A 13,771-nucleotide genomic window follows, 5' to 3' on the forward strand; every position below is an offset into this window, starting at 1 on the left:
GCGTTGCCTTGTTATTCGGCTCTTGCGTTGGACACTGGAAGTCGACATTCGACTTTATGTGCATGACAGCACGGAATGTGATGTCATCGAGTCTATCCAGACGCTCGACGGCATGACAACGGGCACTCGGGCACATTGTTTGTGCATCCACGCACAAACAAGTCAATCAAGGGAGACACCGATGCTGGACTGGCAGGATATCCAGATCTTCCTGGAGGTGGCGCGCAGCCAGCGGCTCACCGACGCCGCCCGGCGCCTGGGGCTGGATCACTCCACGCTGTCGCGGCGCACCCGCCGCTTCGAGCAGAAGCTCAATACCCAGCTCTTCGAGCGTAGCACCCACGGCTACCACCTCACCGAGGCCGGTCAGCGGCTGCTCGCCCACGCCGAGGAGATGGCTCGCCACGCCTTCGAGGCCGGCGAGAGCCTCACCGACCAGAACCACCAGATCGGCGGGCAGATCCGCCTCGGGGTGACCGAAGGCTTCGGCACCTGGGTGATCGCCCCGCTGCTCTCGGCGTTCTGCGAACGCCACCCGGGCGTGACTCTGGACCTGCTCGCCCTGCCCCGGGTGGTCAACCTCAGCCGCCACGAGGCGGACCTGGCGATCACCGTGGAGCGTCCGGTGAGCCCGGGGCTGGTGATCTCGCGGCTCTGCGACTACCGGCTGCGGCTCTACGGCAGCCGCGCCTACCTGCAACGCCACGGCACGCCGGCAAGGCTCGCCGAGCTGGGGGCGCACCGGCTGATCGGCTACGTCGACGACCTGATCTTCAGCGAGCAGCTGAGCTACCTGGAGCCGCTGCTCGATCCCGCGGTGGTCGGCCAGCCGGGACCCCACTTCGCCATGCGCAGCACCAGCGTCACCACCCAGCACGCCGCCGCCCTGCACGGGGCCGGGCTCGCCGTGCTGCCCTGCTTCATGGCGGAAACCACGGCCGAGCTGAGCAGGGTGCTCGACGACGAGGTGGCGATCGACCGCCAGTTCTGGATCACCGCCCGCCAGGAGCAGCGCCGCCTGGCCCGGGTGCGGCTGCTGTGGGACTTCCTGCGCGAGGCGCTCGACGCCAACCGTGCCTTCCTGATGGGTAGCACCGAGACGCTGGTGTTGCCGACCCTCTGACGCCCTCGTCCCCCGAGTCTCGGGTTGATAAAGGCTGGCTATCGAGTCGGTGGATATTCCCGCTTTGTGCTAATAGAGACCGGTGATTAGCTTATAAGGGCGACGACGAGGAACCCGACCGTCAGGCGCCCGAATGGGCATGGTTGATTCGGTTCATTGTCCCATCGGAACGTCATCGTCTATACACAGGTGACAGTTCCCTCAACGCAGCCAAGCTTGGAGAGCGAGATGGGTGATCAGCAGAACGCAGGCAAGTGTCCAGTCATGCACGGTGGCCAGACCGCCACGGGCCGTTCCAACATGGACTGGTGGCCGGAAGCCCTGAACCTGGACATCCTCCATCAGCATGACCGCAAGTCCGACCCGATGGGCGAGGACTTCAACTATCGCGACGAGGTCAGGAAGCTCGACTTCGATGCGCTCAAGCAGGACCTCCACGACCTGATGACCGACAGTCAGGCCTGGTGGCCGGCCGACTGGGGCCACTACGGCGGCCTGATGATCCGCATGTCCTGGCACGCGGCCGGCACCTACCGCATCGCCGACGGCCGCGGCGGCGGCGGTACCGGCAACCAGCGCTTCGCGCCGATCAGTTCCTGGCCCGACAACGCCAGCCTGGACAAGGCGCGCCGCCTGCTGTGGCCGATCAAGAAGAAGTACGGCAACAAGCTGAGCTGGGCCGACCTGATCATCCTGGCCGGCAACGTGGCCTACGAATCCATGGGCCTGAAGACCTTCGGCTTCTCCTTCGGCCGCGAGGACATCTGGCACCCCGAGAAGGACATCTACTGGGGCGCCGAGAAGGAGTGGCTGGCCCCCTCCGACGAGCGCTACGGCAACGTCGACAAGCCCGACACCATGGAGAACCCTCTGGCCGCGGTGCAGATGGGGCTGATCTACGTCAACCCGGAAGGCGTGAATGGCCAGCCGGATCCGCTCAAGACCGCCGAGCAGGTGCGCGAGACCTTCAAGCGGATGGCGATGAACGACGAGGAGACCGCTGCCCTGACCGCCGGTGGCCATACCGTGGGCAAGACCCACGGCAACGGTGATGCCGCCGCGCTGGGCCCGGAACCCGAGGCGGCCGACGTCGAGGAGCAGGGCCTGGGCTGGAAGAACCCCAACATGCAGGGCAAGGCCGCCAATGCGGTGACCTCCGGCATCGAAGGGGCCTGGACCAAGTACCCGACGAAGTTCGACATGGGCTACTTCGACATGCTGCTCGACCACGAGTGGGAGCTGAAGAAGAGCCCCGCCGGCGCCAACCAGTGGGAGCCCGTCGACATCAAGGAGGAGGACAAGCCGGTCGATGCCAGCGACCCCTCCCTTCGCCACAATCCCATCATGACCGATGCGGACATGGCGATGAAGATGGACCCCAGCTATCGGAAGTACATGGAGGCGTTCCGCAAGGACACGGGCTACTTCCAGGACACCTTCGCGCGGGCCTGGTTCAAGCTGCTCCACCGCGACCTGGGACCCAAGTCCCGCTACATCGGTCCGGAAGCCCCCAGGGAGGACCTGATCTGGCAGGATCCGGTACCGGCCGGCAGCACCGGCTATGACGTCGAGGCGGTCAAGCAGCGGATCGCCGAGAGCGGCCTCTCCATCGCCGAGATGGTCGCCACCGCCTGGGACAGCGCGCGCACCTTCCGCGGTTCCGACTTGCGCGGCGGCGCCAACGGCGCCCGTATTCGCCTGGCCCCGCAGAAGGACTGGGAAGGCAACGAGCCGCAGCGCCTCGCCAAGGTGCTGAAGGTGTACGAGAAGATCGCCGCCGACAGCGGCGCCAGCCTGGCCGACGTGATCGTGCTCGGCGGCAGCGTGGGCATCGAGAAGGCCGCCAAGGCCGCCGGCCACGACATCCTGGTGCCCTTCGCCCCGGGCCGCGGCGATGCCACCGACGAGATGACCGACGCCGAGTCCTTCCAGTACTTGGAGCCGGTGGCCGATGGCTTCCGCAACTGGCAGAAGAAGGAGTACGTGGTCAAGCCGGAGGAGATGCTGCTCGACCGCGCCCAGCTGATGGGGCTGACCGCGCCGGAGATGACCGTGCTGATCGGCGGCATGCGCGTGCTGGGCACCAACCACGGTGGCACCAAGTACGGGGTGCTCACCGACCGGCCCGGCACCCTCACCAACGACTTCTTCGTCAACCTGACCGACATGGGCAACACCTGGAAGCCCGCGGGTAACAACCTCTACGAGATCCACGATCGCAACAGCGACCAGGTGAAGTGGACCGCCAGCCGCATCGACCTGGTGCTCGGCTCCAACTCCATCCTGCGCTCCTACGCCGAGGTCTACGCCCAGGACGACAACCAGGAGAAGTTCGTCAAGGACTTCGTCAAGGCCTGGACCAAGGTGATGAACGCGGATCGCTTCGACTTGGCCTAAGGTCAGTCGGATGCCACGGCGCCCTCCCCCTGGAAAGAAAGCCGCGCCCGAAGGGGCGCGGCTTTCTTTTCGTCTCAGGCGCGCAGCATCACCACCAGGACCAGCAGCGGGCAGATCACGCGGATATACCAGGGCCAGATCTTCCAGAACAGGGTGTGCTCGATCTCAGGCGCCCCCTGGCGCAGCTCCCGGAGCTTGGCGTTGCGGGACAGCAGCCAGCCCACATAGAGGCAGACCAGGGCCCCCACCAGCGGCATGCTGTAGCTGATGGTCAGGGTGATGGCCCAGTCAAACAGCGGCTCGAAGTAGGCCAGGATCAGGCTGGCGATGGCGAAGGTCACCCCCGCCATCAGCCAGGTGGCCGGGCGCCGGCGGATCATGTCGGTCTCCTCCAGGGTGGAGACCGGCACCTCCAGCACCGGGAACATGGAGGTCAGGGCGGCGATGGCCAGCAGCACGAAGAAGATCAATTCCAGGCCCAGCCCCAGCGACCCCATGGCCTCGAACAGGGCGGGCATTACCATGAACAGCAGGGTCGCCGAGCTCTGCAGCTCGCCGGCCTCGTTGAACACCTCCACCCCCAGGCCATGGGCCACGAACATGGCCGGAATGATCAGCAGGCCGGCGACGAAGGCCACGCCCATATCGATCAGCATCACCTGGGCGCCGACCCTGGGCAGGTTGGCCTTGCGGCTCAGGTAGGAGCCGTAGACCACCATGGCGCCGACGCCGATGGAGAGCGAGAAGAAGGCCTGGCCCATGGCATCCAGCAGCAGCTGCCCATCGATCCGCGACAGGTCGGGTACCAGGTAGGTCTTCACCCCCTCACCGGCGCCGGGGAAGCTCAGCATCACCGCAATCAGCACCAGCATCATCACCAGCAGCAGCGGCATCAGCCGCTTGGTCCAGCGCTCGATGCCCTGGTTCACCCCGGCCAGCACCACCGCCGCGGTGATCAACATGGCCACCAGGGTCAGGCTCCAGTCGCGCCAGAAGCTCCCCTCGGCGAGCCAGGCTGCGGCCCCATCGAGGCCCAGCAGCCGGGCCAGGGCCAACAGGGCATGGCCCACCAGCCAGCCGGTGACGATGGCGTAGAAGGCCTGTCCCAGGCAGGCGGCCGCGAGCGCCAGGCCCCCGACGCCCTGGCCGAGGCACCGCGGCAGGCCGTGCCCGCCCACCTGCCCCATGGCATTGATGATGCCGCTCTGGGCATAGCGCCCCAGAGTCAGCTCCGCCATCAGCGCCGGATAGGCGAGGATAAAGGCCATCACCACATAGACCAGCAAGAAGGCCCCACCGCCGTTGTTGGCGGCCATGGAGGGAAAACTCCACACATTGCCCAGGCCCACCGCCGCTCCGGCGGCGGCCATCAGGAAGCCGAAACGGCTGGAGAACTGGGCGCGTCCCAGCGCCTTGCCCGCAGGGATTGCCTCGCCTGAGGCGCTCTTGGCTTGCGATATTGTCATTGGAGTGTACTCACCAGGTCGTGCTGTGGATGGCGGACTCAGCCAGCCGGCTCGCCGAGTCGTTCGAGAATGTCGAAGTGGTCGCAATCGGGAAGCGACCGGAGGTCGGCCGAGACCCCGGCCACCCGGGCCCGGGCATGCAGCGCCTCGCCCTGTTCCCGGAAGGCCGGCGGGTCGAACTCGCCATGCACCAGGGTCAGCGGTGGCAGGCCCCTCAAGGACTGGCACAGGGGGCTGAGCCGCTCGGCCCGATCCCCGAAGGGCTCCATCAGGTGACCTCCGAACGCACCTTGAAGCGAGCCTCCAGGTACTCGCGGTTTTCTACCACCTCGCGGAAGTGGCGGGCCGCCTGCCAGACGTCCTCGTAGCTCAGGTAGAGCGGCGTGAAGCCGAAGCGCATCAAGCCCGGCTCCCGGTAGTCGCCGATCACGCCGCGGGCGATCAGCGCCTGGACGATGGCATAGCCGTGCTCGCGCTCGATCAGCGCCACCTGGCTGCCGCGCTCCTCCACCGCCGGGGTGATGTCATCGATGCCGTGAGCCTCCACCACATCGGCCAGGCAGTCGCGGAACAGCTCGGTCATGCGCAGGCTCTTGTCGCGCAGCGCCGCCATGTCCACCTCCTGCCACAGTTCGAGGGAGGCCTCCAGGGGGGCATAGATCAGCGCCGAGTGGGTGCCGGTGCGGAAGCGGGTGATGTCCGGCGCCGGGGCATAGTCGGCATTGAAGGCGAAGGGCGCGGCATGGCCGTGCCAGCCGGATAGCGGCTGCCAGCCGCCCCCCTGGTGGTCACGATGGACGTACAGGAAGGCCGGGGCCCCGGGGCCGCCGTTGAGGTACTTGTAGGTGCAGCCCACCGCATAGCGGGCACCACTGCCATGCAGGTCCACCGGCAGGGCGCCGGCGGTGTGGGCCAGGTCCCAGACGATCTCGGCGCCATGCTCGTGCACCAGCTCGGTGGTGGCGGCCATGTCCCGCAGGCGCCCGGTGCGGTAGTTGACCTGGCTGAGCACCACCGCCGCCACCCGATCATCGAGGTGGTCGGCGAGCTCGGCGCCCTCCGGCAGCACCCGGTGCTCCAGGCCGGCGAAGCGGCACAGGCCCTGGGCGATATAGCCATCGGTGGGGAAGTTGCCGCCCTCGCTGAGGATCACCGGGCGCACCCGGCCCCGGGACTCGGTGATATAACCCAGCAGCTTGAAGAGATTGAGGGTGATGTTGTCGGTGACGATCACCTCCCCCGGCCCCGCCCCGATCAGCGGCGCCAGCAGGTTACCCAGGCGTTCCGGGGCATCGAACCAGCCCTGGTTCCAGCCCTTGATCAGCTCGTCCCGCCACTGGTCGCGGGTGGTGGCCAGCGCCTCCCGGGCGGCCAGGGGCTGGGCCCCGAGGGAGTTGCCGTCCAGGTAGAGCACGCCCTCGGGCAGGGCGAAACGGGCCTTGAAATGGGCCAGGGGATCGCGGCGATCGAGTTCGCGCACGGTGTCGAGGGTCACGGGCATGGAGTACCTCCGGAGAAGATGGGCAGCGACTGCATGACCGTGATTCTAGGAGGCCCGGCGCGGGATGGGCTTGCGTTGTCTGGCGGGATTCCGGCCAATGGTGCAAGATAATTGCGAAATCATCAGGATTCGTGCAAATGATCAACATCGACCGCTTCGACAGCAGGATCCTGCGAGCCCTGCAGCGGGACGCACGCCTGACCCTGGGCGCCCTGGCGGAGGCCGTCAGTCTCTCCCCCAGCCAGTGCTCCCGGCGCATCGCCCGGCTCGAGAAGGAGGGCATCATCGAGGGCCATGCCCTGCGCCTGAACCCCGAGGCCCTGGGGCTCAAGGTCACCGCCTTCATCTTTCTCTCGGTGGACAAGGGGCGCATGGCCGCGCCCCGGGAGGCGGTCGCCGAGCTGCTGGCCCGGGACGAGGTGATCGACTGCCATACCGTCACCGGCAGCCACGACTTCATCCTGCGGGTGGTAGTGGCGGATCTCGCCGAGCTCTCCCGCTTCCTCTCCACCACCATCAGCCCCATGGCGGGCATCCGCGATATTGCCACCCAGGTGGCCATGGATACCCTCAAGGTCAATGGCCCGCTGAGGGTGACCCCCTAAGGGCCCGGGTCGAGGGATCGGGTTCCTACATCGCCGTTCGGACCGACCAGAGCTCGGCCGATACCCCAGCCGCCCGAGCCCGGGCCAGGAAGGGCACGGCCAGGAAGTCGGTGGCCGAGGCGTCCAGCTCCTGCCAGTAGCCGCCATGTGAGGAACACCAGCAGCGGCCAGGGGCCTTCGCCCTCGGGGAGGAAGAGGTTCACGCCCTCCAAAATACAGAATACTGTTCTTACCCTGCTTGCTGTTTGCGGAATTTCGTTTGGGGCTGATCGATGTTTTCGCGGCGACGATCCCCAGCCTGGCCTTCGTTCCCGGCGTGCATGTGAACTATGCTGCAACGGTGCTGCCGATGAAAGACGGCCTGCCAGAAATGCATGATTTTCCGGCCGAAATTGGCGGGTCGGGCGAACAGGTGCCGGAATAGCATTCCGCCTTTCGGGGCAAAACCTAAAGGCAGGGAATATCATGACAAGGATCGCAATCGTTCAGGAACCGCCGGTGTTTCTGGATCGTGAAAAGACAATCGCCAAGGCTGCCGCCAAGGTTGCCGAGGCGGCAGCGCGCGGTGCGGAACTGATCGTGTTCAATGAAGCCTTCGTGCCCGGTTATCCGGCCTGGATCTGGCGGCTCAAGCCCAGCACGGACTGGGGGCTGAGCGAGGCGCTGCATGCCAGGCTGGTGGCAAATGCCGTCGATCTGTCCTCGGACCAGTTGCAGCCGCTTTTCGATGCGGCGGCCAAGGCCACGGCAACCGTGATCTGCGGTATCAACGAGCGCGACAGCAAGACCAGCGGCACGACGATCTACAACACTCTGGTCACGATCGGGCCCGATGGCACGCTCCTGAACATTCATCGCAAACTGATGCCGACCAATCCCGAACGCATGGTCTGGGGCTTCGGCGACGCCAGCGGGCTCAAGGTCGTCGATACACCCGCCGGCCGCGTCGGGGGCCTGGTCTGCTGGGAAAATTTCATGCCGCTGGCGCGCTATGCGCTGTATGGCCAGGGGATCGAGATCCATGTCGCACCGACCAATGACAGCGGCGACGGCTGGCTCGGCAGCTTGCAGCACATTGCCCGCGAGGCGCGCTGTTGGGTGCTTGGCGCGGGCAATGTGCTGCGGGTCAGCGATCTGCCCGCGGATTTCCCCGACCGCGAACGGCTCTATCCGGATGCGGAGGAATGGATGAATCCCGGCGACAGCGTGGTGATCGCGCCGGGCGGCGAAATCGTCGCCGGACCGATGCGCAAGGAGGTCGGGCTGCTTGAGGCGGATATCGATGTCCCCCGTGTTGCCGCCGCTCGCCGTGCCTTTGACGTGGCCGGGCACTACAGCCGGCCCGACATTTTCACGCTTGAGGTCGATGCCCGGCCGCAAAGCCCGATCGCCTTCAAGCGCTGAGCGCCGCGATCAGGCCCCGACGTCACTGTCGTTGCCCCTGCTCTTGCGACTTCGGCCGTCCCGCCTGGATCCGAACTCAGTGTCCGCCAATGCTGGGTAAGCTCACCTCGAGCTGAAGCCTAGATCAAGGTCCGAACCTGCCAGAGTTCCGGGAAGAAGCGCAGGTTCAGGACCTTGGTCAGGTAGGCGACCCCGCTGGTGCCCCCGGTGCCACGCTTGCCGCCGATGATCCGCTCCACCGTCTTCATGTGGCTGAAGCGCCACTTGTGGAAGTTGTACTCGGTGTCGACCAGTTTCTCGGCCAGCTCGTAGAGCTCCCAGTGCTCGTCGGTATGGCGATAGACCTCGGCCCAGGCCCGCTCCACCTCGGCGCTGCCCTGGTAGGGCTGCGACCAGTCCCGTGCGAGCAGGTCGGCGGGAATCTCGAAGCCGCGCCGGGCCAGCAGCTGCAGGCAGAGATCGTAGAGGCTCGGCGCCTCAAGCACCTCGGTCAGCCGTTCGTAGTGCCGTGGATGGCCGCGGTGCACCTCCACCATGGCGGCATTCTTGTTGCCGAGCAGGAACTCCAGCTCCCGGTACTGGTAGGACTGCAGGCCCGAGCTCTGGCCCAGGCTGTCGCGGAAGCTGGCGTAGTCCGCCGGGGTCATGGTGACCAGCACCTCCCAGGCCTTGATCATCTGCTCCTGGATGCGAGCTACCCGCGAGAGCATCTTGAAGGCGGGCCGGAGCCGGTCCTCGGCGATATGCGCGGCGGCGGCGTGGGTCTCGTGGAGGCACAGCTTGAGCCACAGCTCGGCGACCTGGTGGATGACGATGAACAGCATCTCGTCATGCTCACCGGACTGGGGTTGCTGACAGGCCAGCAGCGACTCCAGGTTCAGGTACTGGCCGTAGCTCATCGCCTGGTCCCAATGCACCGCTTCACCTGCCAGGCTGTCCAGTGGGGGACCGCCCGATGGCGTCTCGCGCTTGGCCATGGTGCCTCCTCGCTCAGGGACTCTCCTGCTTCAGGGTGGGCGACGGCCGGCCGGGGCGCCAGCGCCTGGCGATGATCCCTCTTGCCGCGATCCTCTCCAGAGCTACCGTCAGGGGAGATCGACGCCTCGCCGATGCTCCCGCCTGACCTGCTCCCCCACACGAAGATTGCCGACACCCACTCCACCAGCAGCAAAACGGTGCAAGAACATCATATAACACACTGTATTATAACAATTTTACTGTTATGTCGGGAACCGGGCTTGACAACCTTTGGATGCTGGACGATAGTTATTACGTGCATTAGCACGTGATTAGCACATTGTTAGCACATGAATGCATAAAATGATCGCGCGGACTGAATCGGACCTATCCTCATACCAAGGTGACGACAATGAAAGTGACTATCCTGGGCAGCGGCGCAGCTCTGCCCGACCCGAAGCGCATGCACTCGGCATTCCTCATCACCGTCGACCAGGACCACCACTACCTGCTCGACTGTGGCCATGGTGCTACGCATCGTATCGTCGAGGCGAATGTCGATCCAGCCATGGTGAATAACATCTTTCTGAGTCACCTTCACCATGATCACTGTTCCGACTATCCTTACTTCGTGATCTCGACCTGGATGTGTAATAGGGACACACAAATCAAGCTGTTCGGCCCCAAGGGGACCAGAGACTTCAGTGAAGGCCTACTCGAGAACGGCGCATTCAAGGTCGATATTGAGGCACGCTCGGCCTATCCCAAGCGCCAATCCAACATGTTTGCGATTCGTCCCGAGATCACGGAGATCGAAGAGGGTGGGCTTATTTTCGATGATGGCGTAGCCAAGGTATATGCCCTGCCAGTCGACCACATCCCTCCCGAGACGTGCGTATGCTTTGCCTTCAAAGTGGAAGCAAATGGCAAGTCGGTCGTCTTCAGCAGTGACACCACGGCCCTGGACTCCATGGTGGATTTCGCCAAGGGGGTGGATGTCCTGATTCATGATACGACCTTTCCTCAGGAAGCGATGGACTACAGGAAAGAGCTCGGAGTTGGCACCTTCTCCCACTCTACGCCTCGCGAAGCGGGAAGAATTGCACAGCGAGCTGGTGCCAAACGGCTCGTTGCCAATCACATCGTTCATTATGACAACCCGAGCCCAGTCGTCCAAAAGTATCTGAAATCTCATTTCCCCCCCGGAATGATCGGAGCAGAGCTTCTTGACTCCGTGAGCGAAGACATCAAGTCAGAATATGATGGTCACGTGCTACTGGCCCACGACCTTATGAGAATCGACATATAGGAAAGTTTCATAAAACCCTCTCCAGAGCCGTGTAGACCATCACACGGCTCAGACAGAAATCATTCCCTTAACCTAAAGGGCAATAAGATGAAAATAATACACAAGATTATCCCATCAATTCTTGCCGCTGCCCTGATCACAGGGCACGCCCATGCAGCCACGGTGGGCATAGGAAGCAACCCCCAAGGATCCGTCGCCTACTCCTCCGCCTCCGCCATTGCGCGAGTCGTCTCGGAAAACTCCGACCACCGCATGCGTGTAGTGCCACAGGGAGGCCCGGAAACGACGATTCCCATGGTCAATGATGGAGCCATGGAGTTCTCCGTATCCAATGCTGTCGATGCCATTTATGCCGTCCGCGGCCAGGAGATCTTCGAAGGGCGAGAGTACAGCAACATGAAGGTAGTCGCCGCGCTATTCCCTCTCAATGTTGGCTTCTTTGTGCATGACAGCTCCGACATTCATAACATTGCCGATCTAGCTGGGAAACGGGTACCGACAGGTTTCGGACGCCAGCAGGGCCTGCTGATGATGAGCCGTGCCATGCTGGCTACCGAGCAGCTGAGTGAGGATGATATCAATGGCGTCTTTACTCCCAGCGGCACAAGGGGCATCCAGGATTTCATTGCTGGGCGCACTGATGCGGCTGTCTTTTCAGTAGGCTCAGGCGCCGTGGCAGAAGCCAATGCCAGTGTTGGAGGCATTCGCTTCCTGTCACTCAGCGATACCCCCGAGGAGCTAGAAGCCATCAGAGGAGTAACACCGGGGGCTTTCATCGCCACTTTGAGCCCGGCTCCCAACCTCCCCGGCATCATCGATGAAACCAATGTCTGGATGACACCATTCGTATTACTGGCCAGTGACAACACGCCTGATGATCTCGTCTACGAAGTCACAAGACTCATTCATGATCATGCAGAGTCGCTGGCTTCTGCTGCAGCGGTGTTCAAGTCATTTGACCCCATGAACATGATGGTTGAGCTTGAAGACATCGAGTACCACTCAGGCGCCTTGAAGTTTTATGAAGAGATTGAGGAACCCTGATCATGGCAACTCAACAAAAAAGGCAAGCCTTGGCGTCGGTAGCGATCACCCTATTCGCCCTCATTCCCTTGCTTGGAATCGCATGGGCACTTGGTATTTCCGACATGCTAGGGATCAACCTATATAATGAACAGGTCTTGGCGAGCGCCATCGCGCTCGCCCTTCCTGCCACTTTCCTTAGCTTTTCCAATGGAGAAAAATTTTCAACATGGCGAGTCCCTCTGGATGTCACCCTTGGCTTACTGGGGTTCCTGTCCGCTACTTATATTGCGATAAACTATCCGCGGGTGATCAGTGAGCTGTACACCCGTCCGGCAGACCTTTTTGTCTGCAGCACTATCATCGTTGTGGTGTGTCTTGAAGCGACCCGGCGGGTGGCAGGACTCCCCTTGGCTTTAGTGGTATTTTTCTTTCTTCTATTTGGACTTGTCGGACACCTGATCCCTGGAGACCTGCAGGGAAGGCAGACCGACTTCGACCTCCTGATGGCCTACCTTGCCGGTGATTCGAACAGCATGCTCGGAATGCCGCTATCAGTCACTATCAACATCATCATCGCCTTCATCTTATTTGGCGTAATACTTGAAAAAACCGGAGGAGGAAGCTACTTCACCAACCTGTCACTATCTCTTTTAGGAAAATATACCGGTGGAGGAGCAAAAATCGCCATTACAGCTTCGGCACTTTTCGGTTCAATTTCCGGTAGCGCCGTGGCCAATGTCGCTTCAACCGGGGTAGTGACAATACCGATGATGCGCAAGACTGGCTATAAACCAGAGCAAGCAGCGGCTATCGAGGGGGTTGCCTCCACGGGCGGTCAATTGGCACCTCCTGTCATGGGCGCTGCCGCCTTCCTCATGGCTGAGGCCTTGCAGATTCCTTATCAGGAAGTCGTCATTGCGGCTCTGATTCCTGCCTCCCTCTACTTCATATCTCTCTATTTACAGACTGACTTGCTGGCACGCCGAGATGGCATCCGTCCGGTAGCGAAAGAGGATATCCCCGTATTCGGAAACATCTTCTTCGGTGGACTTCACTACCTGACAGCATTCATCATACTGATCGTTGCCTTATTCGCCTTCAGGTTCCCGCCCGGGGAGTCGGCCCTATTTTCTTCTGCGTTTCTACTCATCGTTCAGTTCTTTCCTGGCATTGGACGAAAGGAGCACCGTATCTCATCCTTTTCAGGCATCGTGGATCTGCTGTCCACAGCTGGAAAGACCTGCGCCACGATCATTGTGATCTGCGCATCGGCAGGCATCATTATCGGGGTCTTGAATATCAGCACCCTGGGATTCGCCCTGACTCTCTCGCTTCTTGAGCTGACAGGACAAAACCTGGCTACTCTGCTCATCATGTCCGCCGCGCTGAGTATCATTCTTGGCATGGGAATGCCAACCGTCGGCGTCTATGTACTGCTGGGTACTCTGGTAGCCCCGGCGATCGTCGAAGCAGGAACGACTCTAATGGGTGCTCACCTCTTCGTGCTCTACTTCGGCATGATGTCGATGATCACGCCTCCTGTCGCCATTGCAGCTTTCTCGGCAGCCGCAATCGCAGGTACAAGGCCAATGCTGACAGCAGGAAAGACCGTGCTTCTTGCATGGACAGCCTACGTCATCCCCTTCCTTTTCGTCGTCTCTCCTCCCCTGCTACTGGAGGGTAGCGCACTGGAAGTGACAGAGGCGGTAACGATGTCCATTCTGGGTATTGCGCTCGTCTCAGTGGGTAGCGTGGGATACTATTTTGGCAAGCTTTCACTGCTTATGAGAATAATCATATCCGCCATGGGTGCCGGCTGCCTTCTGGGTGTCCTGTACCCCATGCTTGGCATCATAATGGGCACAACTTCAATTGCTCTCCTAGTCTTCTTGGGCATGAGAGGAAAACGGAGTAATTCCGCGAGCCAGACCACATAACCACCTCACCAATATGCATAACAATTATAGCAACAACTTCCATTTG

12 protein-coding genes are annotated in these 13,771 nt (G+C 62.3%); 8 read left to right on the forward strand and 4 right to left on the reverse strand.

Annotated elements, in window-relative coordinates; translation table 11 throughout:
* Window positions 1-181 precede the first annotated feature (181 nt).
* Window positions 182-1,123, forward strand: coding sequence for a LysR family transcriptional regulator (locus tag QLQ85_RS00805; protein WP_282737281.1), 942 nt, complete (start codon window positions 182-184; stop codon window positions 1,121-1,123).
* A 228-nt stretch (window positions 1,124-1,351) separates the two neighbouring features.
* A complete protein-coding gene (gene katG / locus QLQ85_RS00810) occupies window positions 1,352-3,520 on the forward strand; it encodes a catalase/peroxidase HPI (protein ID WP_282737282.1) in 2,169 nt (722 codons plus the stop codon).
* 74 nt (window positions 3,521-3,594) lie between these two features.
* Here the strand turns inward: katG and QLQ85_RS00815 are convergent, their stop codons facing one another.
* From QLQ85_RS00815 to kynU, 3 genes are read right to left on the reverse strand one after another with little or no spacing between them, the layout of a single operon-like run.
* Window positions 3,595-4,986, reverse strand: a complete 1,392-nt coding sequence (locus tag QLQ85_RS00815; protein ID WP_282737283.1) for a sodium-dependent transporter — start codon at window positions 4,984-4,986, stop codon at window positions 3,595-3,597.
* Between the two features lie 38 nt (window positions 4,987-5,024).
* Window positions 5,025-5,255: an alpha/beta hydrolase gene (locus tag QLQ85_RS00820; RefSeq protein ID WP_282737284.1), complete on the reverse strand. Its 231-nt coding sequence runs from the start codon at window positions 5,253-5,255 to the stop codon at window positions 5,025-5,027.
* Complete coding sequence (gene kynU, locus QLQ85_RS00825; protein ID WP_282737285.1) at window positions 5,255-6,487, reverse strand: kynureninase; 1,233 nt, start codon at window positions 6,485-6,487, stop codon at window positions 5,255-5,257. Before kynU ends, QLQ85_RS00820 begins: the two co-directional genes overlap by 1 nt.
* A 137-nt stretch (window positions 6,488-6,624) precedes the next feature.
* Here kynU and QLQ85_RS00830 point away from each other — a divergent pair, with 137 nt between their 5' ends.
* From QLQ85_RS00830 to QLQ85_RS00840, 3 genes are all read left to right on the forward strand, one after another.
* Window positions 6,625-7,092: an Lrp/AsnC family transcriptional regulator gene (locus QLQ85_RS00830; protein WP_102627157.1), complete on the forward strand. Its 468-nt coding sequence runs from the start codon at window positions 6,625-6,627 to the stop codon at window positions 7,090-7,092.
* A 259-nt stretch (window positions 7,093-7,351) separates the two neighbouring features.
* Window positions 7,352-7,516 carry a hypothetical protein gene (locus tag QLQ85_RS00835; protein WP_282737286.1) on the forward strand — a complete coding sequence of 55 codons (165 nt, stop codon included), beginning with the start codon at window positions 7,352-7,354 and terminating at the stop codon, window positions 7,514-7,516.
* 41 nt (window positions 7,517-7,557) lie between these two features.
* Complete coding sequence (locus tag QLQ85_RS00840; RefSeq protein WP_282737287.1) at window positions 7,558-8,496, forward strand: carbon-nitrogen hydrolase family protein; 939 nt, start codon at window positions 7,558-7,560, stop codon at window positions 8,494-8,496.
* Between the two features lie 119 nt (window positions 8,497-8,615).
* Here QLQ85_RS00840 and kynA read toward each other — a convergent pair whose 3' ends face one another.
* Complete coding sequence (gene kynA, locus QLQ85_RS00845) at window positions 8,616-9,473, reverse strand: tryptophan 2,3-dioxygenase (RefSeq protein WP_282737288.1); 858 nt, start codon at window positions 9,471-9,473, stop codon at window positions 8,616-8,618.
* Window positions 9,474-9,865: 392 nt separating this feature from the next.
* On the opposite strand from kynA, the gene QLQ85_RS00850 reads away from it, so the two are divergent.
* From QLQ85_RS00850 to QLQ85_RS00860, 3 genes are all read left to right on the forward strand, one after another.
* Window positions 9,866-10,762 carry an MBL fold metallo-hydrolase gene (locus QLQ85_RS00850; protein WP_102627155.1) on the forward strand — a complete coding sequence of 299 codons (897 nt, stop codon included), beginning with the start codon at window positions 9,866-9,868 and terminating at the stop codon, window positions 10,760-10,762.
* Between the two features lie 87 nt (window positions 10,763-10,849).
* Complete coding sequence (locus QLQ85_RS00855; protein ID WP_282737289.1) at window positions 10,850-11,806, forward strand: TAXI family TRAP transporter solute-binding subunit; 957 nt, start codon at window positions 10,850-10,852, stop codon at window positions 11,804-11,806.
* Window positions 11,807-11,808: 2 nt separating this feature from the next.
* The gene (locus QLQ85_RS00860) at window positions 11,809-13,725 is read left to right on the forward strand and encodes a TRAP transporter permease (protein ID WP_282737290.1); all 1,917 of its coding nucleotides are present in this window, start codon (window positions 11,809-11,811) and stop codon (window positions 13,723-13,725) included.
* Window positions 13,726-13,771 lie beyond the last annotated feature (46 nt).

This window comes from Halomonas kalidii, from assembly GCF_030010475.1.
GTDB classification, from domain to species: domain Bacteria; phylum Pseudomonadota; class Gammaproteobacteria; order Pseudomonadales; family Halomonadaceae; genus Halomonas; species Halomonas heilongjiangensis.